24 protein-coding genes, 1 tRNA gene and 1 pseudogene are annotated in these 23,406 nt (G+C 66.0%); 15 read left to right on the top strand and 11 right to left on the bottom strand.

Annotated features, from left to right (window positions below; genetic code table 11):
- Positions 1-15: 15 nt before the first annotated feature.
- From ACP59X_RS09960 to ACP59X_RS09940, 5 genes are all read right to left on the bottom strand, one after another.
- The gene (locus ACP59X_RS09960; RefSeq protein WP_428568748.1) at positions 16-2,121 is read right to left on the bottom strand and encodes an ATP-grasp domain-containing protein; all 2,106 of its coding nucleotides are present in this window, start codon (positions 2,119-2,121) and stop codon (positions 16-18) included.
- A gap of 124 nt (positions 2,122-2,245) precedes the next feature.
- Positions 2,246-2,890: a 2-oxoacid:acceptor oxidoreductase family protein gene (locus ACP59X_RS09955; protein ID WP_428568745.1), complete on the bottom strand. Its 645-nt coding sequence runs from the start codon at positions 2,888-2,890 to the stop codon at positions 2,246-2,248.
- Entirely contained in the window at positions 2,887-3,723 is an 837-nt protein-coding gene (locus ACP59X_RS09950) for a 2-oxoacid:ferredoxin oxidoreductase subunit beta (RefSeq protein WP_428568740.1), read from the bottom strand. Before ACP59X_RS09950 ends, ACP59X_RS09955 begins: the two co-directional genes overlap by 4 nt.
- Before the next feature lie 118 nt (positions 3,724-3,841).
- The gene (locus ACP59X_RS09945; RefSeq protein WP_428568736.1) at positions 3,842-4,984 is read right to left on the bottom strand and encodes a 2-oxoacid:acceptor oxidoreductase subunit alpha; all 1,143 of its coding nucleotides are present in this window, start codon (positions 4,982-4,984) and stop codon (positions 3,842-3,844) included.
- Positions 4,981-5,343, bottom strand: a complete 363-nt coding sequence (locus ACP59X_RS09940) for a 4Fe-4S dicluster domain-containing protein (RefSeq protein ID WP_428568733.1) — start codon at positions 5,341-5,343, stop codon at positions 4,981-4,983. The genes ACP59X_RS09945 and ACP59X_RS09940 overlap by 4 nt, the downstream gene beginning before the upstream one ends.
- Before the next feature lie 149 nt (positions 5,344-5,492).
- On the opposite strand from ACP59X_RS09940, the gene ACP59X_RS09935 reads away from it, so the two are divergent.
- Both ACP59X_RS09935 and ACP59X_RS09930 read left to right on the top strand, forming a co-directional pair.
- Complete coding sequence (locus ACP59X_RS09935; protein ID WP_428568729.1) at positions 5,493-6,101, top strand: peptidylprolyl isomerase; 609 nt, start codon at positions 5,493-5,495, stop codon at positions 6,099-6,101.
- Positions 6,102-6,267: 166 nt separating this feature from the next.
- Positions 6,268-6,344 (top strand) — tRNA-Arg (locus tag ACP59X_RS09930).
- 277 nt (positions 6,345-6,621) lie between these two features.
- Here ACP59X_RS09930 and ACP59X_RS09925 read toward each other — a convergent pair.
- The gene (locus ACP59X_RS09925; protein WP_428568726.1) at positions 6,622-7,410 is read right to left on the bottom strand and encodes a LexA family transcriptional regulator; all 789 of its coding nucleotides are present in this window, start codon (positions 7,408-7,410) and stop codon (positions 6,622-6,624) included.
- Positions 7,411-7,626: 216 nt separating this feature from the next.
- Between ACP59X_RS09925 and ACP59X_RS09920 the strand changes: the two genes are divergently transcribed.
- The 3 genes from ACP59X_RS09920 to ACP59X_RS09910 all read left to right on the top strand — a co-directional run bounded on the left by ACP59X_RS09920 (position 7,627) and on the right by ACP59X_RS09910 (position 10,036).
- Entirely contained in the window at positions 7,627-8,058 is a 432-nt protein-coding gene (locus ACP59X_RS09920; RefSeq protein ID WP_428568722.1) for a hypothetical protein, read from the top strand.
- A complete protein-coding gene (locus tag ACP59X_RS09915; RefSeq protein ID WP_428568719.1) occupies positions 8,055-8,270 on the top strand; it encodes a helix-turn-helix domain-containing protein in 216 nt (71 codons plus the stop codon). Before ACP59X_RS09920 ends, ACP59X_RS09915 begins: the two co-directional genes overlap by 4 nt.
- A 203-nt stretch (positions 8,271-8,473) precedes the next feature.
- Positions 8,474-10,036, top strand: coding sequence for an integrase catalytic domain-containing protein (locus ACP59X_RS09910; protein WP_428568716.1), 1,563 nt, complete (start codon positions 8,474-8,476; stop codon positions 10,034-10,036).
- A 184-nt stretch (positions 10,037-10,220) separates the two neighbouring features.
- Here the strand turns inward: ACP59X_RS09910 and ACP59X_RS09905 are convergent, their stop codons facing one another.
- Positions 10,221-10,667, bottom strand: coding sequence for a hypothetical protein (locus tag ACP59X_RS09905; RefSeq protein WP_428568712.1), 447 nt, complete (start codon positions 10,665-10,667; stop codon positions 10,221-10,223).
- A 182-nt stretch (positions 10,668-10,849) separates the two neighbouring features.
- Between ACP59X_RS09905 and ACP59X_RS09900 the strand changes: the two genes are divergently transcribed.
- The 8 genes from ACP59X_RS09900 to ACP59X_RS09865 all read left to right on the top strand — a co-directional run bounded on the left by ACP59X_RS09900 (position 10,850) and on the right by ACP59X_RS09865 (position 16,010).
- Positions 10,850-11,995, top strand: a complete 1,146-nt coding sequence (locus ACP59X_RS09900) for a phage protease (RefSeq protein ID WP_428568709.1) — start codon at positions 10,850-10,852, stop codon at positions 11,993-11,995.
- Positions 11,995-12,393: a hypothetical protein gene (locus tag ACP59X_RS09895; protein ID WP_428568706.1), complete on the top strand. Its 399-nt coding sequence runs from the start codon at positions 11,995-11,997 to the stop codon at positions 12,391-12,393. The genes ACP59X_RS09900 and ACP59X_RS09895 overlap by 1 nt, the downstream gene beginning before the upstream one ends.
- Before the next feature lie 11 nt (positions 12,394-12,404).
- Positions 12,405-13,280 carry a Mu-like prophage major head subunit gpT family protein gene (locus ACP59X_RS09890; protein ID WP_428568703.1) on the top strand — a complete coding sequence of 292 codons (876 nt, stop codon included), beginning with the start codon at positions 12,405-12,407 and terminating at the stop codon, positions 13,278-13,280.
- 28 nt (positions 13,281-13,308) lie between these two features.
- Positions 13,309-13,932 carry a phage major tropism determinant gene (locus ACP59X_RS09885; protein ID WP_428568701.1) on the top strand — a complete coding sequence of 208 codons (624 nt, stop codon included), beginning with the start codon at positions 13,309-13,311 and terminating at the stop codon, positions 13,930-13,932.
- Positions 13,857-14,198: a hypothetical protein gene (locus ACP59X_RS09880; RefSeq protein WP_428568698.1), complete on the top strand. Its 342-nt coding sequence runs from the start codon at positions 13,857-13,859 to the stop codon at positions 14,196-14,198. The genes ACP59X_RS09885 and ACP59X_RS09880 overlap by 76 nt, the downstream gene beginning before the upstream one ends.
- Positions 14,195-14,845, top strand: coding sequence for a DNA-methyltransferase (locus tag ACP59X_RS09875; RefSeq protein ID WP_428568696.1), 651 nt, complete (start codon positions 14,195-14,197; stop codon positions 14,843-14,845). Before ACP59X_RS09880 ends, ACP59X_RS09875 begins: the two co-directional genes overlap by 4 nt.
- A gap of 32 nt (positions 14,846-14,877) precedes the next feature.
- Complete coding sequence (locus ACP59X_RS09870; protein ID WP_428560457.1) at positions 14,878-15,303, top strand: hypothetical protein; 426 nt, start codon at positions 14,878-14,880, stop codon at positions 15,301-15,303.
- Between the two features lie 500 nt (positions 15,304-15,803).
- The gene (locus ACP59X_RS09865; protein WP_428568693.1) at positions 15,804-16,010 is read left to right on the top strand and encodes a hypothetical protein; all 207 of its coding nucleotides are present in this window, start codon (positions 15,804-15,806) and stop codon (positions 16,008-16,010) included.
- Between the two features lie 56 nt (positions 16,011-16,066).
- On the opposite strand, the gene ACP59X_RS09860 is transcribed toward ACP59X_RS09865, so the two are convergent.
- The 3 genes from ACP59X_RS09860 to ACP59X_RS09850 are packed head-to-tail and all read right to left on the bottom strand — an operon-like array spanning position 16,067 to position 19,449.
- Positions 16,067-17,116 carry a GNAT family N-acetyltransferase gene (locus ACP59X_RS09860; protein WP_428568690.1) on the bottom strand — a complete coding sequence of 350 codons (1,050 nt, stop codon included), beginning with the start codon at positions 17,114-17,116 and terminating at the stop codon, positions 16,067-16,069.
- A gap of 54 nt (positions 17,117-17,170) precedes the next feature.
- The gene (locus ACP59X_RS09855; RefSeq protein ID WP_428568687.1) at positions 17,171-17,974 is read right to left on the bottom strand and encodes a ThiF family adenylyltransferase; all 804 of its coding nucleotides are present in this window, start codon (positions 17,972-17,974) and stop codon (positions 17,171-17,173) included.
- Positions 17,971-19,449 carry an adenine nucleotide alpha hydrolase family protein gene (locus ACP59X_RS09850; RefSeq protein ID WP_428568685.1) on the bottom strand — a complete coding sequence of 493 codons (1,479 nt, stop codon included), beginning with the start codon at positions 19,447-19,449 and terminating at the stop codon, positions 17,971-17,973. Before ACP59X_RS09850 ends, ACP59X_RS09855 begins: the two co-directional genes overlap by 4 nt.
- Positions 19,450-19,818: 369 nt before the next feature.
- Here ACP59X_RS09850 and ACP59X_RS09845 point away from each other — a divergent pair, with 369 nt between their 5' ends.
- Both ACP59X_RS09845 and ACP59X_RS09840 read left to right on the top strand, forming a co-directional pair.
- Positions 19,819-21,135, top strand: coding sequence for a hypothetical protein (locus ACP59X_RS09845; protein WP_428568683.1), 1,317 nt, complete (start codon positions 19,819-19,821; stop codon positions 21,133-21,135).
- Positions 21,119-22,227 (top strand): annotated as a pseudogene (locus ACP59X_RS09840) (pyridoxal phosphate-dependent aminotransferase). Before ACP59X_RS09845 ends, ACP59X_RS09840 begins: the two are co-directional and overlap by 17 nt.
- Here ACP59X_RS09840 and ACP59X_RS09835 read toward each other — a convergent pair.
- A complete protein-coding gene (locus ACP59X_RS09835) occupies positions 22,157-23,383 on the bottom strand; it encodes an ABC transporter substrate-binding protein (RefSeq protein ID WP_428568680.1) in 1,227 nt (408 codons plus the stop codon). The pseudogene ACP59X_RS09840 and the gene ACP59X_RS09835 overlap by 71 nt on opposite strands.
- Positions 23,384-23,406: the final 23 nt, after the last annotated feature.

Here is a 23,406-nt window from a genome sequence, read left to right as displayed (position 1 = left end):
CCACCCCGCCCGCCACTAGCCACACAACAATCCGGCCATCACCCCGGCCACGTCGCCCAGTTCCGGACAGACCGCGATGCCGGCCCGGGACAGGCAGGCCAGCTTCTCCACCACTCCGCCGGGGCGTTCGAGCAGGGCGCCGGCATGGCCCAGCGCCCGGCCCGGCGGGGCGGTCAGCCCGGCCACGAAGGCCGCCACGGGCTTGGGATAGCCCTCCGCCAGCACGCAGGCCGCCGCGTCCTCCTCGGCCCGGCCGCCGACCTCGCCGATGAGCATGACCGCCCGCACCCGGTCGTCGTCGCGCACCATGCGCAGAAGCTCCACGAAGCCCGCCCCGCCGAAGGGGTCGCCGCCGATGCCGGCGGCCAGGGCCTGGCCGATGCCGGCCGCCGACAGCCGCGAGCAGACTTCGTAGGTCAGGGTGCCGCTTCGTGAAAAGACCGCCACCGGCCCGGGCAGGAAGGGCTCGGGTGGCATGATGCCGGCCTGCATGCGCCCGGGCAGGAGCATCCCGGGCGTATTGGGGCCGAGAAACAGCGTGGCCCGGCCGCAAAGCGCCGCCCGCACGGCCAGCATGTCCTTTTGGGGCACGCCGTCGGTGATGCAGACAATGCGCGCGATACCGGCCTCGGCCGCTTCCAGGACGGCGTCGGCCGCGCCCGGGGCCGGAACGAAGATCACCGAAAGGGCGATGTCGTGGTGGCGCACGGCCTTTGCCACGGTGTCGTAAACCGGCACTCCGTCCACGTCCTCGCCGCCGCGAAAAGGCGTCACCCCGGCCACGACGCGCGTGCCGTAGGCCCGCATGCGCGCCGCGTGCAGCCGTCCGGCCCGGCCGGTCAGGCCCTGGACGAGCACCCCGCTTTCCCCGTCCAGATCGAGCAGCGACGGAAGCCTCACGACGCCGGCGGCGAGGCCGGTCGTCCCCGGCCCCAGCGGCGCCATGCGGCAAGCCTCGGCGGCCGGGGTATCCAGGCCGCGCCGGGGGCCCACGGGCACGAGTTCGGACAGCATGGCCACGGCCTGGTCCATGTCCTCGGCCACGAGCAGGGCTGGCATGCCGAGGCGACGCAGCATGTCCGCCCCCTTGGCGGCGCTGTTGCCGGCAAAGCGCACCACCACGGGCCGGGCCGGCGGCGCGTCGCCCAGGGCCTCGATGAGCGCCCCGGCCACATCGGCGCAGGACAGGATGCCGCCGAACATGTTGACCAGGCAGGCGGCCACGCGCGCGTCGGCGAAAAGCAGGTCAAAGGCCGCCCGCAGCCGCACGGCGTCGGCCGTGCCGCCGAAATCCAGGAAATTGGCCGCCGGCAACCCGGCCGATTCCAGGGCGTCCATGGTGGCCATGGCCAGCCCGGCGCCGTTGGCCAAAAGCCCCACCCGGCCCGGCAGGCCGACAAAGGCCAGGCCATAGGCTGCGGCCCGGCGCTCGGCGGCAGGTTTCAAGCGGTCGTCGCCGAGGCGGCGCAGGTCGGGCCGCAGGGCCACCACGCTGTCGTCGAGGATCATCTTGGCGTCCAGGGCGACGCACCGTCCGTCCGGGGTCACGGCCAGGGGGTTGATCTCGGCCAGCAGCAGGCCGTTGTCGGCCACGGCCGCAAAAAGCCGCTTAAGCAGCGACTCGAACGCCGGCCAGATCGCCTTGGGCAAGCCCAGGTGGAAAAACGCCCGCCTGGCCAGGCGGGAGGTCAGGAGAAACGGCGGCGGCACGTCGAGGACGAGCAAGGCGTCGCTGCCGGCCAGCCCCTCCACGTCCACCCCGCCCTGGCCGGCCACGGTCAGGCACAAACTCCGCCGCTGCCGCGAAACGCCCAGGGACAGGTACACGGCCCGGTCATGGGGGACGGCCGGCTCCAGCAGCAAAAAAGGCGGCGTCGCCCCGCCGATGGCCAGGGCGAACAGGCCTTCGGCGGCCGGGGCGATGGCCTCGGCCGCCTCCAGCCGCACCACGCCGCCGGCCTTGCCCCGGCCGCCGGCCAGGACTTGCGCCTTGAGGTACCAGGGGCCAGGCCAGGGCGGCGAAACCCGGGCCTCCTCACCCGGCCCGACGACGAGGCCGGGCGGCACTTCGATGCCGGCTGCGCGCAGAAGCGCCTTGCCGGCGTGTTCGGTCAGGTGCATGGACGCTTCTCCCCGGCCCGGGCTGGGAACGCACGGGCCGCCTCCTGCCTTGACGTGGCGGTCTGGTCCCTTTCCCTAGCCTATTTCCCCGGGAAAAATCCATCCATGCGCGGCCCGTCCGCCGTCAATCGTCGGCCATGACGTTGCACAAATCCATGCGTTCCTCATCCTGCCCGTCAGCGCCGGCCACGTCGGGGATGGTCATGGGCTCGCCCAGGCGCTTTTTCGCCTCGGTGTAGCCGAGGTTGAAGGCCCGCAGGTTGACCGCCCGGATCTTTTCCGGCAGCGAGGCCTTGAGGCTCTTGCGCACGGCCTCGGGCTTGGCGAAGGGCAAAAGCCAGGTCACGGCGCCAAGGGCCACCACGTTGGTAGCCTGGGGCACGCCCACCGTGTCCCGGGCCAGGGCGGTAAAGGGCAGGCCCAGGAAGACGTTGGACGGGGTCTGGCGCACGAGTTCCGTGTCGATGACCAGTGTCCCCCGGGGCTTGAGGTAGTGGGCGTAGCTGGCCACGGCCTCCTGGGACAGAGCCACCAGCAGGTCGAGGTATTCGGTCTTGGGGTAGCTGATGGGCTCGGAACTGACGACCAGGTCGGCCCGGCTGGCCCCGCCCCGGGCCTCGGGGCCGTAGCTCTGGGTCTGGGTGACGTGGTAGTCGTGGTAGAGGGCCAGGGCCTGGCCCAAAAGCCGGCCCATGGTCAGGATGCCCTGGCCGCCGAGGCCCGAAAGCCGGATTTCGTAGCGCGCAAGCACCGTATCCTTGCCGTTCATGCCGCGCCTCCCTTTTTGGCCCGAACCGCCTCGCGCATGGCGGCGTAGCGCGTTTCCAGCCCCGGGGCGTCGCGCTTGACGAAGACGCCTATGGGGATGCGCCCGGCCTTGTCCTCGAGCTTTGCATACGTTTCCAGGGGCACGGCCTTTTCCTTGAGCCACTTGAACATGTCCACGGCGCTTTTGAAGCCGTTGCCCCGGCCGTACTGGGTGAAACACGGGGTGAGCGCCTCGACCAGGTTGAAGCCGGGCTGGGTCAGGGCGGCGGTGATGAGGCCGTCCAGGGCCTTGACGTGGAAAACCGTGCCCCGGGCCACGCCGGAAGCCCCGGCGGCCCGGGTCAGCTCCACGATGTCGAAGGCGGCCTCGAGCTGGCCCATGGGGCTGGTGTGGGAATAGGCGCCTTCTGGGGTGGTGGACGAGCACTGGCCGCCGGTCATGCCGTAGATGAAGTTGTTAAGCACCAGCGCCGTCACGCCGATGTTGCGCCGGGCGGCGTGGATCAAGTGGTTGCCGCCGATGGAAAAGGCGTCGCCGTCGCCCATGACGGCGATGACGGTGAGCCCCGGGTTGGCCATCTTGATGCCCGTGGCGATGGTCAGCGCCCGGCCGTGGGTGGCGTGGACGGTGTTGAAGTCGACGTAGGCGGCGATGCGGCCGGAGCAGCCGATGCCGGCCACGATGACCACCTCGTCCTTGGAAAGCCCCAGGGCGTGGACGCTGCGCACCAGCGACCCGAGCACGATGCCGTGGCCGCAGCCCGGGCAGAAAACCAGCGGAAACTTCTTGTTGTGGCGCAGGTACTGGTGGATGAGCTGGGTGACCTCGGCCATCAGGCGATCTCCTTGGCTTGCCGGGACGGGGCGCTGCCGCCGGTCCCGTTGGCGCGACGCCGGGACGGGGCTTCCTCCCCGCTCCCGTGGGCACGACACATTCCGGGCACCGTCCCTGTCAGGCGATTTCCTTGAGTATCTGGGACGGTGTGATGATCTGGCCGTCGATGCGGTTGATCGTGCGCACGGCGACATAGCCCTCGTTGACGCGTTTGACCTCGCGGGAGATCTGGCCCACGTTGAGTTCGGGCACCACCACCAGCCGGCAGTTGCGCATGAGCTTTTCCGCATGGACCCGGGGGAAGGGATAGAGCGTCCTGAGGATGAGCAGCCCGGCCTTGACCCCGGCCTCCCGGGCCTGGCGCACGGCCAGCCGGGCCGAGCGGGCCACGCAGCCGTAGGCGATGACCAGCACCTCGGCGTCGTCGGTGTCCACGTGCTCCACGAGCTGGATGTCGTGGAAGAAACGGTCGATCTTGCGGAACTGCCGCTCGACCATGGTCCGGACTTCCTCGGGCCGGGCCGTGGGAAAGCCCAGGGGGTCGTGGGACAGCCCCGTGACGTGGAAACGGTAGCCCGAGCCCACCGGCGGCATGGGCGGCACGCCGCGCAGGGTTTCCTCGTAGGGCTTGTACCATTCCGGGGGCATGGTCGGGACGAGGCGGGAAAAGACCTCGAAATCGCCGGGCTCGGGCAGGCTGATCTTCTCCCGGGTGTGGGCCGTGATCTCGTCGAGGAGCAGGATGACCGGTGTGCGGTATTTTTCGGCGAAATTGAAGGCCACGACCGTCATTTCCAGGCATTCGGGCACATCCGAGGCCGACAGCACGATGATGGGATGGTCGCCGTGGGCGCCCCAGCGGGCCTGCTGCACGTCGCCCTGGCCGGGGCTGGTGGGCAGCCCGGTGCTGGCCCCGCCGCGCATGACGTCCACGAGCACCAGCGGCGTCTCGGTCATGGCGGCGTAGCCGATCTGCTCCTGCATGAGCGAAAACCCGGGGCCGGAGGTGGCGGTCATGGCCTTGCGCCCGGCCAGGGAGGCGCCGATGACCGCGCCCATGGAGGCGATCTCGTCCTCCATCTGGAGGAAGACGCCGTCCTCGAGCAGGGGCAGGCGCTTGGCCATGGTTTCCATGATTTCCGTGGAGGGCGTGATGGGGTAGCCGGCGTAGAAGGTGCAGCCGGCGGCCAGGGCGCCTTCGACCACGGCCTCGTTGCCCAGCAGGAAGGCTTCGCGGCGTTTTTTGCGGACCTGGCTCACGGCTGTCCCTCCTTGTCCGGGGCGGCTGGCGTCGGGGGCGATGGTTGGGCGGCCGGTAGGGCCTCGTCGGCCGGCGTCGGGGGCGAGGGGTCGCCGGCCGGTTCGGCCTCTTTTGTGGCGGGCTTGGGCCCGCCATTGCGGCCATTGCCGTTTCGCGGCGCCACGACGATGGCGAAATCCGGGCAATGGGGTTCACAGAATCCGCAGTTGACGCAGGCGTCCTCGTCCACGACCCTGGCCTTGCCATCGGGGCCGGTGGCGAGTACGTGTTTCGGGCAAAATGCGACACAGATGCCGCAGCCCTTGCACCAATCGGGATAGACGACGACGCGGTTTTGTCCTCTTTTCGGCTCGGTCATGCACGTACCCGGGATGAAAGGGTTTCGATTGGCGGGGACTGTGACGTTTTCGTCGGAAAATGGCAATGGAAACCGACGATTGTTTTTTACTCTCGACGGGAATGCAAATTTCCTTTAGGGCGGTACAACTTTTTTCGGAGGGTTACGTTATGGTGACACATGGCCGGATTTCCTGGCTGCGGGCGCTTGTGGCGCTTTGCTGCGTTCTGGCCGCAACCCTGGGCGGCGTCCCTGTCGCCCGGGCCGAGGGAGGAAAACCCATGGTCAAGCTGACGACCAGCAAAGGCGACATCGTCATCGAACTGGACAAGGAAAAAGCCCCGATCACGACCGAGAACTTCCTCAAGTACGTCAAGGCCGGCCATTACGACGGCCTGGTGTTCCACCGGGTGATCAACGGCTTCATGATCCAGGGCGGCGGCATGGACAAGACCATGAAGGAGCGCGGCACCCAGGCCCCGATCCAGAACGAGGCCGACAACGGGCTGAAAAACAAGGCCTACACCGTCGCCATGGCCCGCACGGCCGATCCGCATTCGGCCACGGCCCAGTTTTTCATCAACGTGGCGGACAACGGATTCCTGGACCACACCGGCAAGAACCCGCAGGGCTGGGGTTACGCGGTTTTTGGCAAGGTGGTTTCGGGCCAGGAAGTGGTGGACGCCATCAAGGCCGTGCCGACGATGACCAAGGGATTCCACGAGAACGTGCCCGTGGTGCCGGTGATCATCGAGAAGGCGGAAGTGGTCAGCGAGTAGTCCGATTGCCCGGTCTTTCCAGGCCGCTGCGGCATGCCCGTGGCGGCCTCTTTTGTTGTACGGTTCGCCAGGCGGCTGACAGGCGAAAAAAACCAGGGAAATGGGCACGGGCGCAAAAAAGTGTTGACGGTCCCGGGCAAGGCGCGTAGACATCCTTTTCTCGAGTGCGCCCGTAGCTCAGCTGGATAGAGTGCCGGACTACGAATCCGTAGGTCGCAGGTTCGAATCCTGCCGGGCGCACCAAAAATTTCAACGGGTTAGGGCAAAATCCTAACCCGTTGTTTTTTGTGGGCCGATTTTACCCCGCCCCTGCCCCGCCCTTTTTGTGCCCTGACACTTAGTTTTGAAGGGGGAGCGATCCGGGATATGCCGGGAGGAGGTGGGATATGATGGGACGGGAAGGCCCGGGCCGGGCGGTTTTACGGGGTGTCAAGCGTCGTCGGGGGCCTGTGAAGCGAGACAGGGCCGACGACGCTTAGTTTTGGTCAAACGTCGCGATGACGACGGATAGTTTTGAAGGTCAACGCACGTACTCACGGCAGCTCCAGACGACGCGGCCGATGATCCGCACCGTTTCGGCCAGGTCGCCGGACATATCCACTTCAATCGGCGCGTAGCGTTCGTTTCGGCTACGGAAACTGAGCTTGCCAGGCAAGGCGTCGACATATTTCACAAGCACTGCCGAATCAATCCCTACCGCAAAAAGCCCGCCGGCTATTATAGAATTCTGGCTTTCGTCAATAAGGACCGTGTCAGAATCCATCAAGACGGGCTCCATGCTGTCGCCTATTATATCCATCAAGACCATTTTGCTTGCGCGGCCCTTACGTTTTAGAAAATCGGTCTTGAAGGCATAATAGCCGATCACCTTCCCTTCCGTCTCCAGGCTCCCCGTGCCGGCCGCCAGGCGCGCCTGAACCTTGGGTATCAGGCTGTAACCCATGCGGGGCGCGGCTTCCGGGCTCATCCATTGGGGTTCGCCCTCCGGGATGGTGGCGACGTTTTGCGCTCCAGCTGGCGCAATTTGAGTTTTGTCTATGACCTTGTTTCCGATACCGAAAAACAACCAGTCTGTTGAAACTCCATATTTAACAGCTATTTGCTCTATCCATCCACTGGGTATTTTTAGCCTTTTTTTTGCCACCCCTATTGAACCTTGCGTAATATCAAGACATCTCGCCAATGCGGAATCATTCGTTGCCCCGCAGGCTTCTTTTAGCCGGGCAAATCGATACTCAAATTCCTTCGCAGAACGAGTTCCGTCCTGTGAAGTGTTCTGTGAAGTCTCTCCAGAAGGTGTAATAGACATAATTCTAAACCATTTCTGATAGTTATGAATTTTTGCAAGTATCCTTCATAAAATTTTTCTATGAAGTAGAATTTTGTCTTGACCCATATGGGTTATGACTTTAATTCTAGCCTTGCAAGGGATACGGAAATCCCGGGAGCCTCATGTCTAGCAGGGGTGGGGGTTAAGGACAATGTCCGGCCCACCGGAAAAATCGGATCGAGGGTTACGGATTTGATGACCACCGCCAGACGCCTCAGCCTGCTGGACCTGCCCAGCCTCAACATGGACGCGGACATCGCGGCGTCCATGAGCCGGATCGTCGAGGCGTCGGGCCTGTCGCGGGCCGAGGCCGTGGATCGGCTCAACGAAGCGGCCAGGCGCTACGGCGTGCGGCTGTGCGGCGGAAACGCCGAGACCCTGACCCTGGCCACCCTCGAAAAGTGGCTCAATCCCAACGAATCCAAGAACGTGCCGAGCACCAGGGCCTTGAACGTCTTTTGCCACGCCTTCGGCTCGCCGGAGCCCCTCGACCTGCTGGCCCGGTCGCACGGCCAGGGCTGGCGGGTCATCGACGGCGAGGACGCCAAGCTGCTGGAATGGGCGAGAACGGAACAAGAGATCAAGCGCCTGCGGGCGAAAAAACGCAAGCTGGAGTCTGGAATATGAGACAGGGCCGGAAAATACGCGCCTGGATGGTCGGGGAAGGCCTTACGAACGTCGAGGTGGCCAGCCGGGCGGCGGCCAGGCCCGAGTATGTCTCCGAAACCATCCACGGCAAGCGGCATCATCGCCGGGTGTTGCAGGTGCTGGTCGATGCGGGGTGTCCCGTGCGTTTTCTGGATTTGCCGGAAGACATGAAAGGGAAGGAGGCGGCCTAGCATAGGCCGAAACGGCGATGGAAGACAGGGTTACGGCAAAGCGGATCGCGAAGGCGATGGGAATCTCGGAGCGGGCTGTCTACGACAGGGCGTCCGATGAGTCCTGGCCTTTTGTCGAGGAGATTGGACGCGGCCGTGGCGGTAAACGCCGCCTTTACCCGCTCGAAACCCTCCCCGCCGACGTCCGCGAGGCCTTGGGGCGCGTGGCAGCCTCGGAGGCGGCGGCGGCCGGCCGGCGCGAGGGCCTCAAGCTTAAGCTCGAACAGGAAACCGCCAAGGCCGTGTCCGACGCCGCGCGCCAGGAAGGGCTGGCCAAGTACGTTCGCCTGGGCGGCAAGGCCAAGGCCCGCGCCGAGGCCCGGGCCACCTTGCTTGCCGCCTTCGAGGCGTACCTCGCTTCCTCGGGCCTGCCGCCCTCGACCGCCCGCCATGTCTTCGCTGTCCAGTACAACGACGGCACGGTCCAGGTCGACGCCGACGTCCGCGCCCTGCTCCCTTCGGTGTGCGCGACCAGTATCTTGAACTGGCAACAAACCATTGCCGAAAAAGGAATTTCGCGGCTGGCCGGCAACTACGGCCACCGCCTGGGCACGGGGAAAATCGATCGCAACCCGGAGATCGTCGAATTCATCAAGGGCGAACTGTATGTCAGCCCCGCCATTGCCGCAAAACGGGTGTTGAAGGGGCTTGACGTAAGATTTCCCGGCGCTGGCATCACGCAAAAGATGGTCCAGGACTGGCTGAAAGCGTTTCGCAAGAACAATCCGCGCCTCGTGCTGGACATTACCAGCCCCGACGCCTGCCGCTCCAAGTACCAGCCGGCCACGGGAAGCCGCTACGAAGGCATCGAGCGCCCGAATCAACGCTGGGAGATGGACAGCACCAAGGGTGACGTCATGTTGTGGGACGGGCAGAAGAAGTCCCGGCACATCATCGTGGCCTGCATCGACGTCTACACCAGACGGGTACGTTTTTTGGTGTCGCGGTCCTCGAATTCGGCCGCCGTGGCCGCTTGCTTGCGCCGCTGCCTGCTTGATTGGGGGCAGGTCGAGACCCTGGTCACGGACAACGGCTCGGATTTCGTCAGCAAGCATATCACCCGCATCGCCCTGGCCCTGGGCATCGACCGCGACGTCGCCCCGCCGTTTACCCCGGAGCACAAGCCTTACGTGGAGCGGGTTTTCGGGACGTTCCTTCGCGACCTTTTCGAGGATTTGCCCGGGTACGTCGGCCATAGCGTGGCCGAACGCAAGGCCATCGAGGACCGGAAGGCGTTTGCGGAGCGCATGTCCCGGGGACTTCGCAAAGGCGAGCTGAAAAAAGCCCCGGAATTCCTGCTTTCTCCCGACATGCTCCAGAAATTTTGCGACGAATGGACCGATGCCGTCTACGCCCACGAACCGCACTCCGGCGAGGGCATGGACGGCAAAACGCCGTGGCAGAAGGCGGCGGAATGGCCGCATCCCATCCCGAAGATCACGGACGAGCGCGCCCTGGACGTGCTGCTCTCCCCGGTGCCGGGCAAGAAGGGCGACGGCTACCGCGACGTCGGCAAGAAGGGGCTTGAGATCGGCGGCTATTTCTACACGGCCCCGGAACTTGGCGGCCACGAGGGCCGGCGCTTGCTGTGCCTCGAGGACGCCGCCGATTGGGGCGCGGTCCACGTTTTTCTTCCCCGCGACCAGCAGGAGGAAGACGGCGGCCTGGAATACCTGTGCCGGGCCGTGTGCCCATCGACTCGTGGGCCACCATGGCCCGCACGATGACGACCGGCAGTTGGTAGCTGCCGGCCATGGTCACGACCAGGCCGTCCTGGCTCGGGGCCGAGGCCGGCGCGGGGACTGGGACGGCAGGGGCGACCGGCGCGGCGGCGCGAAGTTGCGCCAACTCGTCACGAGTGGCGGTCATCATCCCGACGAAATCGTTGAAACTGATAGGGCCGACCATAACCTACATCCCAGCCGCGCTCGTCACGGCGAGCCCTTGCACCAGGTCGGCGACCGTGCCGATGGCATCCCGGGCCTGGCGCCACAGGGTCTTGGCGTCGTCGACCGACCCTTGCCGGGCGACCGCCTCGACGTGCGCGATCAGCTCCCGCGCGGTTTCGAGCCGCTTCTCGATCACGGCCGCCGCGTTGGGCGCGACGGCCGCCACAACGGCCAGCTTGCTTTTGAGGCCCACCACCGACGACCACAGCCACTCCAGGCCGGACGACAGCTCGGCGTCCGTGTCCGCGCTTCCGGCGTCGGCCGGCGGCGCGGCGTCCGGCCCGACGTCGGCGGCCGCCGGACCGATGGTGGACGCCGTCATTTTGGCGGCAAGGACGCCCAATCCGGTGCAGCCGGAAAGCGCCCAGGACATGGCCACCACGCACAACAACCCGAGAATGCGTCGCATAACGGCTCCATCACCAGGGCTTCGGCCCCTGTCCGGGGTTGCCTCGGGATGCCCCGCAGGGGTACGAGGCGGGAACACCTCCCGGCCGTCCCCGGCCGCCGTCTCCCCGTCCCCGATAAAACGCCTGGGTCGGACATTTGTCCGCCCCACCTTCCGCCGCCCGGGCCGCTAAGGTCCGGGCCATGCTGCGACGCGCCCACAACTCCATGCCCCTGGCCGCCGGCCCCGCCGGCGAGGCCCCGAAATGGGTGCAGCTCCTGCCGGCCGGCACGTTTACCGGCCGGGACGGGGCCGGTCCCTACAGCCTGGACGATCCCCAGGCCGTCATCGACGCCACCCTGGCGGCGGCGGCCGGCGCGGACCTGCCCATCGACTACGACCATCAAACCCTCTGGAGCCGCGACAACGGGCAGCCCGCGATCGCCGGGGGCTGGCTCAAGGCCTACGAGGCCCGGGAGGATGGCGTGTGGGCGCGCGTGGACTGGACGCCGACGGCGGCCGCGCGCATCGCGGCCCGCGAGTACCGCTACCTGTCACCCGTCTTTTGGCACGACGCCGCCGGCCGGATCATCCGCGTCGAGCACGCGGCGCTCACCAACACCCCCAACCTTGAGCTGGAGGCCATCGCCTCCAGGTCCCCCAACGGAGGCGAGATGGACCCCAAACAGTTTGCCGCGCTCCTGGCCGCCCTGGGCCTGCCGGCCGACACCAAGCCCGAGCAATTGGCCGCCCATGCCAAGACGCTGGCCGATCTGGCCAGGGAGACCGGCCAGACGTTGGCCGTCATGGCCAAGCGCCTGGGGCTGCCCGAGGACGCCAAGGTGATCGTCATCGACCAGGCCCTGGCCGGCTGCCTGGAGGCCGTCAACGAAACTGCCCAGGCCCTGGGCGAAACCGGCCCCGTGCCCCCGGCCCGGCTGGCCGCCTGCGCCAAGGCGCTGATGACCCAGCGGGGGCAGGGCGCCGGCCCCGATCCCGCCAAGTTCGTGCCCACGGAGCAGTTTCAGGCCGTGGCCAGCAGGCTCAAGGCCCTGGAGGATGCCCAGGCCACGGAAAAGGCCACCACCGCCGTGGCGGCGGCCATGGAGGCCGGCAAGGTCATCCCCTCCACCAAGGAATGGGCCATGGACTACGCCTCCCGGGACCCCGCCGGCTTCGCGGCCTACGTCGCCGCCATGCCGGCCATCGTCAATCCCGGCCAGGAAGGCCCCGGCGGCCGCCCGCCGGCCACCGCCGGCCAAATCGACGAGGCCGGCCTGGCCGTGTGCTCCCAGCTCGGGCTTTCGGCCGAGGACTACAAACGCAACATCGGCAAGGAGGTGGGCTGATGGCCGCCCTGACCAAGGACCGCGATACCAAGGCCCGTTCCGGCCAGCGCTACGGCGACCCTGTCGCGGCCGGCGCGGTGATCTTCGCTGGGGCGATGGTGGCGCTCAACGCCTCGGGATACGCCGTGCCGGCCTCCACGGCCACGGGGCTTACGGGGCGCGGCCGCGCCCTGGAGTCTGTGGACAATTCCGGCGGCGCGGCCGGCGCCGTCGCCGTTCCCGTCGAGCGCGGCGTTTTCTGTTTCGCCAATAACGGCGAGGTCACCCGCGCCCACATCAACGGCAAGGCCTACGCCGTGGACGACCAAACCGTGGCCCCCACCGACGGGACCGGCACCAGGTCGGCCGTGGGCACCATCCGCGACCTGGACGTCTTCGGTGTCTGGGTCGAGTTCTAAGGAGCGCCCCCATGATCATCAATTCCCAAAGCCTCGTCGCCGCGCGCACCGGCTTCAAGATGCTGTTCCAAAGCGCCTTCGACGGGGCGCAGAGCGACTACGACAAGGTTGCCATGACGGTGCCCAGCACCAAGGCCCAGGAAGTCTACCCGTGGCTCGGCAAGACGACCACTTTCCGTGAATGGGTCGGCGACCGGGTCGTCCAGAACCTGGCGAGCCACGACTTCACCATCAAGAACCGGAGCTTCGAGAACACCGTCGGCGTGGATCGCGACGACATCGAGGACGACTCCCTGGGCGTCTACTCCCCGCTGTTCACCCAGCTCGGCCAGGACGCCAAGACGCATCCCGACACCCTGGTCTTCGCCCTGCTGGCGGCCGGCTTCAACACGGCCTGCTACGACGGCCAGTATTTCTTCGACACCGACCACCCCGTCGGCGCCCAGGGCCAGGAGCAGAGCGTCAGCAACTACGGCGGCGGTGCCGGCACGGCCTGGTACCTCCTCGACGCCACCCGCGCCATCCGGCCCTTCATCTTCCAGACGCGCCGCAGCTACCAGTTCGTGGCCATGGATTTACGACCCGACCAACGGCGAGCCCGAGTTGCCGGGCGCCCCGGACCGGTACATCGCCTCGGTCACGGCCAACGGCTGGACGGCGGGCCGCATCTACCAATTCGCGCCGCCTCTTGGTCCGTGGGTGGAGACCATCCCGGTCACCGGGGCGCTTGCCGTCATCGGAGACGTCCCATACCAATACGACGGCACAACGTGGGAGCAGGTGGCCTACTATGCCGCCGCGCCGGGGGCGTACCATCGGAGCGCCGCGTGGACCGTCGGCGCAGCGCACACCGAACTCGATGCACCAGTGATATATCTTCGGCTTAACGAGCGCGGGTATCGCATCGGCGCGTATGTGTCGATCTCCCTCAACGAGGCCGAGGCATGGTGCGCCGCCGATATTGATGTGTACGGCGATTTCACTAACCCGTTGTTACGGGCCGGCAAGGACTTTTACCTGTATGCGATTGAGTCGGCAAGCGGAGCGTCAATATTGGTCTCGCCACGATCGACGTATCCGACGGGCTACACCGAGGCTACTTCACGCAAGATAGGCGGGTTTCACTGCCTCTGCACCGACGTCGGCGTCATCTCCGGCCATCCGCTTTCCGGCTACGTGGCCGGCGACATCCTGCCGGCCAGCGTCTGGGACCTCAAGCACCGTCCCGTCTGCGCCCCCGAGGGCATGGTGTATGTCGCGGGCATCAACCGCTGGGTGGATATCTACCTGGCATCGGTCTCCGGCGGCAAGTTGGTCAGCGTCAACGGCGGCGCCATCGCCGACGGGGCATCCGCGACCGCGTTCCACTGGTACAAATTTAGCCAGTGGCTGGGGGCCATCGGTAAGCGGATGCCGACGCAACACGATTTCGTCGCGGCCTCACGGCCGCCGAGGCCGTGGCCATGGGCGCCGAGGATCGCGAGGTCTCCGCGCCGGCCGACGACATGGAGGCCGTGCGCGCGACGGCCAAGGCGATGATCGATGGCTGGGTCAGCGCCAGGATGTATGGGCGGTTTGTCGACAGCCAAGGCCGCGTCTATTCGGTCCATCGCTCCGCGCGGGACTGGATGACCGGCCTCGAGGCCAAGCTGGCCGGGGGCATGGTGCTGCCGGACGGCTGGACCTGGGACGATGCCGCAGGCAACGCCATCGTCCACACGGCGGCGACGTTCAAGCAGCTCACCACCGAGATCACGCTGTGGACCGACGTTCTGTACCGCACCTGCACGCGGGCGCCCTCTTGACCGACCCGCCCTATTCGAGCGGCGGGTTGCATGCCGGGGCGAGGCGGGTCGAGCCGGCCCAAAAATACCTTGATGCAGCGGCCAAACGCTCCTATCCGCCAATGCTCGGTGATATCAAGGACCAGCGGTCCTTTGTGATGTGGGCTACGCTGTGGTTATCCGAGTGCTGGCGGCTGGCCAAGCCGGGCGCGCCGGTCATGGTCTTTTCCGACTGGCGTCAACTTCCAGTCGTCACGGACGCGGTCCAGGCGGCCGGATTCGAGTGGCGGGGCATTGTCGTCTGGCACAAGCCGTCGGCTCGCCCGATGCTTGGGTCGTTTCGCCGGGACTGCGAGTTTGTGGTCCATGCGGTCAAATCCCCGTCCCGGACGTTTACTCGGCGCTGCTTCCCGGGTGTCTACCGCCACCCGGTAAACCCGGCTGCAAAGGTCCACCTGACGAGTAAGCCTATCAAGCTGTTGGTAGACCTCCTGGCCATCACACCCGAGGGGGGTGCGATCCTTGACCCGTTCCTGGGTGGCGGCACAACGGCCCTTGCCTGTATCGAGACTGGCCGGCGGTTCGTCGGCGTGGAGCTATCCACTGAATACTATCGGCTAGCCGGAGAGCGGATCAAAGCCGAGGAACTTGCCCGGACGCGGTCATAATGGCACGGTGGGCAAAGGACAGGAGGGCACCAATGAGCGTTGACCTGATCGCGGCAAAGCTGGCGCGTATGCAGTTGATGGATGTGGACGGTGAGGGTGTGTCCGTGGCCATGGTCGGCCCGATGCTCTACGTGAGTGATGGGTCATCCGGGTTCTACACGGACCCCAAGGCCGCCTGGCGGGGCATCAAGGCGATGGACAAGTGTTCGCCGGATGAGTTTTGGGACCGTGCCTGGTTGGATGCCCCGTCCTATGATTCTCTGGCCGAGGTGTGGGATTCGCTGGACACCCCCCAATTCGACGCCGCCGATCGTCCCCCACGGTCCCCGGAGTTCCTCCCCGTGGGGCGTTTGCGCAAGTTCGGCCCCCGGGAATATTTGCTCCAAACCGACACCGGCGACTACGGCGTCGTCGACGAAAAACAGGTGGCAAAATGGCGGCTGACGCCGCTGGATTAAAACCGCCCCGGCAGGGTCGGGTGAGCTTCAAAACTATGCGTCGTTGTATACAAAACTAAACGTCGCCCTACACTTTTGAATCACGCGCCCCGGTCGGTCCACAATGATGCTATGGCCGGGAATCGTGGATCGATTGTCCCGCCCGCCAATCCGGGCCGGTCCGGACGCCCCGACGACGCCCCACAATGGCCCACAATCGACGTTTGCGCCGTCGCCCGCACCAAATCATCAGCCCGCGCCCAAACGGGGCTAAAATGGGCGTATATACATCGGGTCATTTTCACCCATCACACCATTTCTCGCTGACTCGCTTTATTCAAGGTTCTAGGGGGTTACCCTACTTTGAAGCGGCCTTAGCCTTCTTTGCGCCTGCCTTTCGCTCTTCTTCAGCCTGGGCAGAGTGTCTGTCGCCGACATGCCCCTCGCTGCCCGAGGATGCGCGGCAGGCTTTTGCCGCCACTCTGCTAGCCGGCGATCCCGGGCCGGATTCCCCTCCCGCCGTGGCCGCCGGAAACCTGCCTGCGACGGAAGCCCCGGCCGGGTTGCCGCGCTCCCTGGCCCAGCTCACGAGGCTCCAGCGTGAAACCGCCCTGGCCAGGCTGGCCTCCGTGCGCGAGATCGAGCGCGCCGTGCCGCGGGTTGGCAAGGAGGCGGCCATCCGCAACCTAATTCGGGCGGCCAGGCGTGTGGACCATGGCCAGGCGTGATCCAGACGCAGGAACGTTGCCGGAAGGAGGCGTGCCCTCCTTTTCCAACCAGCAGATCAGGCAGACCTGTGCTCCCGGCATCGGGTCCGCTCGAAATCCTCGCGAACCATGTCGCGTATGACGGCGGCATTGCGGTCAACGCCTTGGATGGCGTCCCAGTCCGGTTCCCGGCCGACCTTCTGCATGAGCAGGCCGTCCGCACCGAACCAATAAGGCTGCAGCCCGGCCAGAAAGTACCCCCTGTCGCGCAGCACCTCCACGGCCTGGGGAGCGGCCCCGTCGCCGAGATTCAGGAAGAGCTGGAGCACGCCTCGTGGTCCGGCCTTGGCTTCGGCCGCAGCAACAACCTCGGCAAAATCCCTGCCGGCCCGGGTTACGGTCAGGCGCATGAGGCCGGTCTCCTGAATAAAGAAAGGGCTCGCCAAGGTCTCTCCCGTGAGTGCCGCCGCAGAAGAAAACACCCGAGGGAGCGCCTGTTCCGCGTATATTGTCTCGCAAAACGTCCGGTATGGCTCAGGCAAATACACGTCACAGGAAGTCTTTTCGAACAACTTGAACATCAGGAAAAGCGAGATGTTGTGGGACGCGTCGTCCTCCTTGGCGTGGACGCCAGGCGGCATGCATTCCACCTCGAGTCCGGTGAATACCAAGCCCCTGGGGAGAGCGATACGCTGGGAAACCGAATGGTTGCTCACGGCCTCGAGAAAGACCACGGGTATCCCCAACTGCCTGGGCAGGCTGTCGAGGGCGATCTTGCTGAATTCCGTACTGAGGTGCCTGTTCCGATAACTCTTGAGAACCATAAGCTGGCCGGATTCGTAGACGTTGGGATTGGGGGCGTGGCGAAACAGTCCGATCAGTCCGACGATCTCCCCTCGCGGCGTCCGGGCGACCACGGTGTATTGGTCGTCCGTGGCATTACGGCGGATGATTTCCCTGGGATCGTAGACATGCTCCAGCGGAAAGGTGTCGCCGTATGTCTCATAATACGCCAGGGCGACGCCGAGGGCATCCTCGGGACGAAAAGAGTCTATCGTGACCTCCTGGCCGGGCTCGATCACCCGGTGCGACTCCTGGAGCTTTCGGATCAATTCCTCGCGTCCCATTCGCATCTCCTTGGCTCTCCGTGGGGTCCATGTCCTCGGCAGGAGAGGAAACGGTCACGCTCCAAGGCTGACATCGCCCACCACCAGTTTTTGGTTGAGGAAATCCACCATGGAAAATCGCGGGGCAAAGACCGGTTCGCGGTCCACAAGCCCGGTTCCTCGCAGCAGGCAGGTCAGGACTTCGCAGGCGAGCAGCGTGTTCGCCGCCAGAGCCCCAATGGCCGTTGTGGGCACAATGTCGCAAGCATGTCCCTCGGCGATGCGTGCCATGACCGGACGGTTGAAGACATCCCCGAAATACGACGGCAGCAAGCCCTGGTTGCCTTCGGACCGCTCCTGTACGCGCCGCCAGAATGCTTCCGGCATCATGCCGCCCGGCTCGTGGGCCACCAGCAGGGCGCCGAACCCGATGGCCCCACAGGTGAACATGGGCAGACCGTGCTTCTCGAGGAGAGGCGGGGTCATGGCCTTGACGTCGTGGCCTTTTTCCACGTCGATGACGCCGATATACACGTCGGCGCCGGCCAGAAAGCGTTCGAGGTCGTCCCCGGCAACCCCTTGCGGGAAGCACGCAAGCTCCAGATCGGGATTGATGGACCGGGCCAGCTCCACATAGACCTCGAGCTTGGGGCGTCCCATGGTCGGGCCAAAGGCCCCGGCCTGCCGGTTCATGTCCGGCGAGTCGAAAACGCCGTTTTCCGCCAGCCTAAAGCGGGTCACCCCGCAGCGGACCAGGGCCAGGAAGGCGCCGCCGCCCACGCCGCCCAGGCCGGCAAGGGCGACAACCTTGCGCCGCAGAACCGCCAGGCCGTCCTCGGTAAAAATGGGTACCGATCGGTTTAAAAAGTCCGCAGTCATGTTCCGCTCCGACGGCCCGTGCCGCAGTCGCAAAGGGAGTAAATGGTTTCGCCGTGGCTGTGGCGGTCGTCGTCGCTCATGCCCAGGTCGCCGAGCAGCTCGGCCATGACCGCAGGTTCCCGGTGGTAGCCGAGTTCCGCGACCTCCCGCAGCCCCTCTTCGCGGGAGAGCAGCCCGAAGTAGACCCCCGCGCCCACTTCCACGATGGATTGGGGGAAGGCGGTGGTGCGCATGTTGCGAAAGCGCAGGAACTGGCAGTAGTCCTTGACTTTTTCAATGCGACAGCTGGTATGCAGCAACCCCTTCTGGCCCGGAGGCATCTTCCAGTCCATTTCCCGTTGCATCAAGGCCGTGGCCTCTCCCCAGGAGCCGTACAGCGTGTTTGTCTGTAAGCGGAGGAACTGCGGCACGAAAACGGATTCGTCCTGCCTGGCCCGCGCAAGGAAGCGGTCAAGGGGCCCGTAGATCGGGTCCAGGCTGCTGCGGATGGACCGCTGGTAGCGGAAGTAATCCGCCATAAGGGAAAAGGGATCGGGCGGTTCGGGCGCGCCGGCCGCCATGCCCAGGAATTGGAGCGTCTGCTCGCGAATGGACGGGGGCGCCGGCCGGGATGGCCCTTTGCCTCCTTGCAGGTTGCGCATGACATAGCTCATGACCGCGAGCTGGACTTCCTCGACGCCCTGCATGACCACCGGGATCCGTTCTGCGGCGGCGAGCGGAAAAAAAAGGACGTGGGCCACGGTCGGGCAAAGGCAGGGCATCCCTACCTGGCCAAACTGGGAACGCATGGCGTCCCGGACGGCATTTGCCGGCAGGGTGCGTTCCACCAGTTCGACATCCGGCAGCAGTTCAAGGGCACGGCGGATATTCCTGCGGCAGGTGTCGTTGGTATAGGGCATGTTCCAGGACGCGGCCAGGACGCGCAGCCCGAGCTTTTTCGCCAGATACCACAACAGATAGGTGGAATCCTTGCCGCCGGTGCAAAGGACCATGACGTCGAAGCGGGAGTCCTTGTTGCCCTTGGCGATCGACCGTAAGGTGGCATCGTCCACCACATTGCGCGGCCCGGCGGAAGCTCCCATTTGCTCGGCCTGCGCGTAGCACTGGCAGAAGGCGCACACGCCACGGGCATCGAATTCCAGCCCCGGCAGCAAGTGGTCGTCGGCCACGCATCGGGTGCAGGTCTGCTTGTGATCGGCTGTGGACGGCCGCCGCTGGTCCTTTTGGTCCACGACGATGCCCTGCGAGACCAGTCGCAGGAAGTCCTCGCTTTCGCGCACGGTCTCAGGCAGGCTGTCCAGGGACGTCGCACCGTCAAGCCCGGCCAGGGCCTCGGCCAGAGCATCCCGCACGGGCAGGACCGTTTCCTGGTGCTGCGGCGGATTGCGCAGGCCGTAATGGACAAGGACCTTCCCGTCCCGACTGTCCCGCACCGCCCATCGGTACTGGAGTACGGGATGCGCTGGCATGTGCATGGTGACCTCGTTTGGCTTCGGCAAGTCCGCCTAAACGGCTTGCGCCCTGTTGGTATCGCTCCCCGTGCGCGGCGTGTTCCGATTTCGTGGGGTGGGTTGCCGCGATCCGCCATGAAGCACGGGCGCGTATTTTTCGTATGCCATGGGCGAGATGACGTCGAGCCTAACATCCCGCCGGCGCCGAGCCGGCACAACGGCTCGGCCATAACAGGCCGCGCGATCGGAACATTTCCTGTTGGCCTCGCGGGAGAAGAGCACGGCTTCCTTGGCCGGCCGGCATTGTCGGTTTGCCGCGCACAGGGGAATCCGATATTCTCCGAGGGCAGCAAGCGACCAACGGTCCACCAAGCCTGTTGCCGGGAGTGCCTTATGTCCGACGACGTCTGCGTGTCGCTGGAGATTCCGGCGGAAAACGCTTTTGCCTGTCCCGTGGCCGGCCTGGCCGACGTCCTGGCGGAACGCGCGGGTTTCGGCCAGAGGGAACGCTACCGTTTCCAACTGACCGTCGAGGAATTCTGCCTGTGCCTCGCGCGCCTCGCCAAGGGCAGCCGGCCGCTCGCCATTGGCCTCACCAGCAAACGGCACCAGTTGCGTGTCTCCTTTGCCTTCCAGGCGGACAACCTTTCCCTTGGCGCGCTCAACATTACATGCCGCGCCTCGTGCAGTACGGCCGACGACGCGCTGGCCGGGGATATCGGCCTGCTTTTGGCCGGCAAGGCTGCGGACCGCTACCATCTCAAGCACCAGGGCGCGGACCGGTTCCTCCTCGAAGCCACCGTGGACAGAGCGTATCCGCAAGTCGCACCGGTCCGCCTTCCCGAGGGCTTGCGCCCGCCCTTCGCGATCCACCCCAACCCCAGCCCGGCGCAACTCGCCCAAGCCGCCGTCCTGGCCGTCTCCGCCTATCCCCCCTGGCAATGCCCGAGCAGCTTCCTGACGCCCGGCAAGTTTCCCGATATGGTCGCCGACGGCCAGGTGGCTTGTTTCCTGGCCTGCGATGCCGCGGGACAAACCGCCGGCCTGTTGCCCTGGAGCCCGTGCAGCGGGCAGGCCCTTTATTTCTCCGGCCCCTTTGTCTTTACCCCGCCGGAAGCGGCGGGCGACGTGGCCAAGCTCCTGGTCGACGATTTTGTTTCGGCCGTGGCCCGGGGGCCCCACGGCATCGTGCTCAGTTTCCGGGCCACGGCCGATCTGCCGCAGGCCTCCTTCGAGACCCTGGGAGCGCTCCAATCCCTCACGGACGGTCGCCTGGAAAGCCATCCGGTGGTGTTTCGCCATCTGCGCGAGGATAACGGCCTGGCGGTCTGGTGCGCCCCGCAACTGGAGGACTTTTTGCGCCAGGCCTACGAGCGGCTGGCCCTGCCCCGGGACATCCTGCTGGTGGAGGCGCCGGCCGGCCGGCCCAGACGGGAGTCGCTTCTTGGCGCCTCCTATGATCGGATACGCAATTTCGCCGAATTGGAACCGTTTCTCGACGGCGAAGACCTGGCGGAAAACCTGGCGGGGCATGTGGCGGTCTTGCGGCACAAAGGCATCGGCACCATCCTGTACACGATGGATCTGTCCGCCCCATGGGAAGCGGCGCTGGCCGGAGACCTGCTCCAGGCCGGCTTCGCGCCGATGGCCGTCCTCCCCCAGGGGGGGCAGGCGGACAAGGTCATCTGGCAATATGCGCGGCTTGCTTGACCGCGTCCCGGACTACGTCCGGTCCTTCGAGCGCTACGTCCCCAGCCGGCCCGATCCGGTCCTCATGCGCCAGTTCGGCCTGACGCGCCTGTTTCGCCTCAACAACAACGAAAACGCCCTGGGGCCGCCGCCCTTGGCCCAGGAAGCCATTGCCGCCTTCCGGCCCGAGCGCGGCGCCATCTACCCGAGCGGCGACGCCTACGACCTGCGCCAGACCCTGGCCGCCCGTTTCGGCAAATCCCCGGACCGGTTCCTGGTCGGCAACGGCTCCTGCGAGGTCATCAGTTCCGTCATCCGGGCTTTCTGCGGGCCAGGCGACGCCATTGTGACCGCTGACAAAACCTTGCCGTCTACGAGTGGGTGGCGCAATTTTCCGGCATCGAACCCCGGCTGGTCCCCCTCGTAAACCAGGCCCTGTCCCCCGAGGCCATGCTGGCAGCCGTTACGCAGCACACCAAGATCGTCTTCGTGTGCAACCCCAACAATCCCACCGGGTCCTGGTGGAACCGGGCCGGCCTGGAGCGCTTTCTGACCGCCCTCGACGGCCGGGCCTGGGTGGTGGTCGACGAGGCGTACCGTGAATTCCTGGACGATCCGGACTTCCCCGACGGCCTGGAGGTCATGGAGCGCCACGCCAACGTCCTGGTCTTTCGCACCTTTTCCAAGATGTACGGCTTGGCCGGCTTTCGGATCGGCTACCTGTGCGGTTCCCTGGAGGCGGTGGATATCGTCCGGCGCACCCACATCGCCTATTCGATAAACAGCCTGGGACAGCTCGCGGCCACGGCGGCCCTCACCGACGACGCCGGTCACATCGCCGCTACCCGGCGCATGGTGGACGAAGCCAAAGGTTTTCTGCGCGACCGCTTCGACGCCATGGGGCTGGAATACATAAGCGGCGCCGGCAACTTCATCATGGTCCGCACGCCGATCTCCGACACGCTGCTCTACCGCAAGCTCATGCGCGAGGGCGTGATGGTGCGCACCATGACCGGCTTTCGCTACCCCAACTGGATTCGCGTCACCCTGGCCCAGCAACCGGCCATGGACGCCTTTGCCAAGGCCCTGCCCAAGGTCTTGGAGCACGCATGAACGCTGGCGATCCGACCGCGCCGAAACGCCCTGGCCCTGGTTCGGGCCACCCTGGTCGGCATGGGCTTGGCCCTTTGCGCCTACCTCGGCGCAGGGGCAGGTTGCCGGCGGTCTGTCGCCGGTAGGCGGCCGTGGCCCGGATGTCGTCGATGGGCGCGATGCCCTCCCGGATGCCTTGACCGAGCGCGTGCAAGGTTTCCCGGTCGAGACGGCGTCCGAGCGGAAACGCCTCGCCTCCCCGGCAGCGCAACACCGTTGGGGCCGGGCTGCCCACGGCGATGCGGGCCTCGGTCACCCGTCCCGCGGCATCCCGGACGATCAGGGCGGCCAGGCTGGCCACGGCAATGGCCAGGGCGTCGCGTCGCCCCACCTTTTCGAAATGCTGGAGGCAATCGGGCGGGGGCGGGGGGAGGCAAACGGCCAGGACGATTTCACCCGCGCCAAGGGCCATGCGCCCGGGGCCGACGAGCAGCTCGGCCAGGGGCATCCGACGCGTTCCCTCGCGCGAGGCCAGTTCCACCACGGCGCCAGGCACGAGTTCCTTGCCCACGCCGGACGTGAGCACGGCGGCGGCCGGGTCGTTGGTGAAAAGCGCGTCCACGGCCCCGGACTCCAGGGCCGAGCCCGACAGGGGCGGAGCCACGTTTTGCAGGGTCACCGCCGCCGGGTCGACGCCGTTTTTGGCCAGGATGGCCTCCAGCCAGAGCGTGTAGGCGATGGTGGGCAGGATGCCGACGCGCTTGCCCTTGAGGTCGGCGATACTTTGTATGGGCGAGTCCTTTTTGACCAGCAGCTTGCTGATGGGGTGCTGGGCGTCCTCCACCAGGCTCGTGAGGTAGTACAGCTCCTTTTTCGCCCGCAGCGAGGCATTCATGGTGATGGCGTAGGCGGTGTAGCCGGCCACGTCGACCTTGCCCGAGACCAGGGCGTCCATGAGGGGCTGGGCGGTCTCGAATTCCTCCAGGGTCACGTCCAGGCCGTTTTGGGCGAAAAGCCCCTGATCGGCCGCGACGAAGACCGGCAGGCTGATGATGAGCTTGCTGTCGCCTATGGTCACCTTGTCGGCCTGGGCCAAGGCCGTCGCGGCGGTGGAGGCGCACAGCATCGCCAGGCAAAACGCCCGAAGGACAACATGCGTGACCGAACGCAACGTCATGCAATACTCCTTGTCATCGTAAC

Source organism: Solidesulfovibrio sp. DCME (genome assembly GCF_049995385.1).
Lineage (GTDB): Bacteria > Desulfobacterota > Desulfovibrionia > Desulfovibrionales > Desulfovibrionaceae > Solidesulfovibrio.
This window is presented reverse-complemented; position numbering and strand designations above follow the sequence as displayed.

Coding starts and splice junctions, on each gene's coding strand:
- ACP59X_RS09960 (WP_428568748.1), bottom strand. CDS start 2,121: ATGCACCTGACCGAACACGCCGGCAAGGCGCTTCTGCGCGCAGCCGGC.
- ACP59X_RS09955 (WP_428568745.1), bottom strand. CDS start 2,890: ATGAACGGCAAGGATACGGTGCTTGCGCGCTACGAAATCCGGCTTTCG.
- ACP59X_RS09950 (WP_428568740.1), bottom strand. CDS start 3,723: ATGGCCGAGGTCACCCAGCTCATCCACCAGTACCTGCGCCACAACAAG.
- ACP59X_RS09940 (WP_428568733.1), bottom strand. CDS start 5,343: ATGACCGAGCCGAAAAGAGGACAAAACCGCGTCGTCGTCTATCCCGAT.
- ACP59X_RS09935 (WP_428568729.1), top strand. CDS start 5,493: ATGGTGACACATGGCCGGATTTCCTGGCTGCGGGCGCTTGTGGCGCTT.
- ACP59X_RS09925 (WP_428568726.1), bottom strand. CDS start 7,410: ATGTCTATTACACCTTCTGGAGAGACTTCACAGAACACTTCACAGGAC.
- ACP59X_RS09920 (WP_428568722.1), top strand. CDS start 7,627: ATGACCACCGCCAGACGCCTCAGCCTGCTGGACCTGCCCAGCCTCAAC.
- ACP59X_RS09915 (WP_428568719.1), top strand. CDS start 8,055: ATGAGACAGGGCCGGAAAATACGCGCCTGGATGGTCGGGGAAGGCCTT.
- ACP59X_RS09905 (WP_428568712.1), bottom strand. CDS start 10,667: ATGCGACGCATTCTCGGGTTGTTGTGCGTGGTGGCCATGTCCTGGGCG.
- ACP59X_RS09900 (WP_428568709.1), top strand. CDS start 10,850: ATGCTGCGACGCGCCCACAACTCCATGCCCCTGGCCGCCGGCCCCGCC.
- ACP59X_RS09895 (WP_428568706.1), top strand. CDS start 11,995: ATGGCCGCCCTGACCAAGGACCGCGATACCAAGGCCCGTTCCGGCCAG.
- ACP59X_RS09890 (WP_428568703.1), top strand. CDS start 12,405: ATGATCATCAATTCCCAAAGCCTCGTCGCCGCGCGCACCGGCTTCAAG.
- ACP59X_RS09880 (WP_428568698.1), top strand. CDS start 13,857: ATGGGCGCCGAGGATCGCGAGGTCTCCGCGCCGGCCGACGACATGGAG.
- ACP59X_RS09870 (WP_428560457.1), top strand. CDS start 14,878: ATGAGCGTTGACCTGATCGCGGCAAAGCTGGCGCGTATGCAGTTGATG.
- ACP59X_RS09860 (WP_428568690.1), bottom strand. CDS start 17,116: ATGGGACGCGAGGAATTGATCCGAAAGCTCCAGGAGTCGCACCGGGTG.
- ACP59X_RS09855 (WP_428568687.1), bottom strand. CDS start 17,974: ATGACTGCGGACTTTTTAAACCGATCGGTACCCATTTTTACCGAGGAC.
- ACP59X_RS09850 (WP_428568685.1), bottom strand. CDS start 19,449: ATGCACATGCCAGCGCATCCCGTACTCCAGTACCGATGGGCGGTGCGG.
- ACP59X_RS09845 (WP_428568683.1), top strand. CDS start 19,819: ATGTCCGACGACGTCTGCGTGTCGCTGGAGATTCCGGCGGAAAACGCT.
- ACP59X_RS09835 (WP_428568680.1), bottom strand. CDS start 23,383: ATGACGTTGCGTTCGGTCACGCATGTTGTCCTTCGGGCGTTTTGCCTG.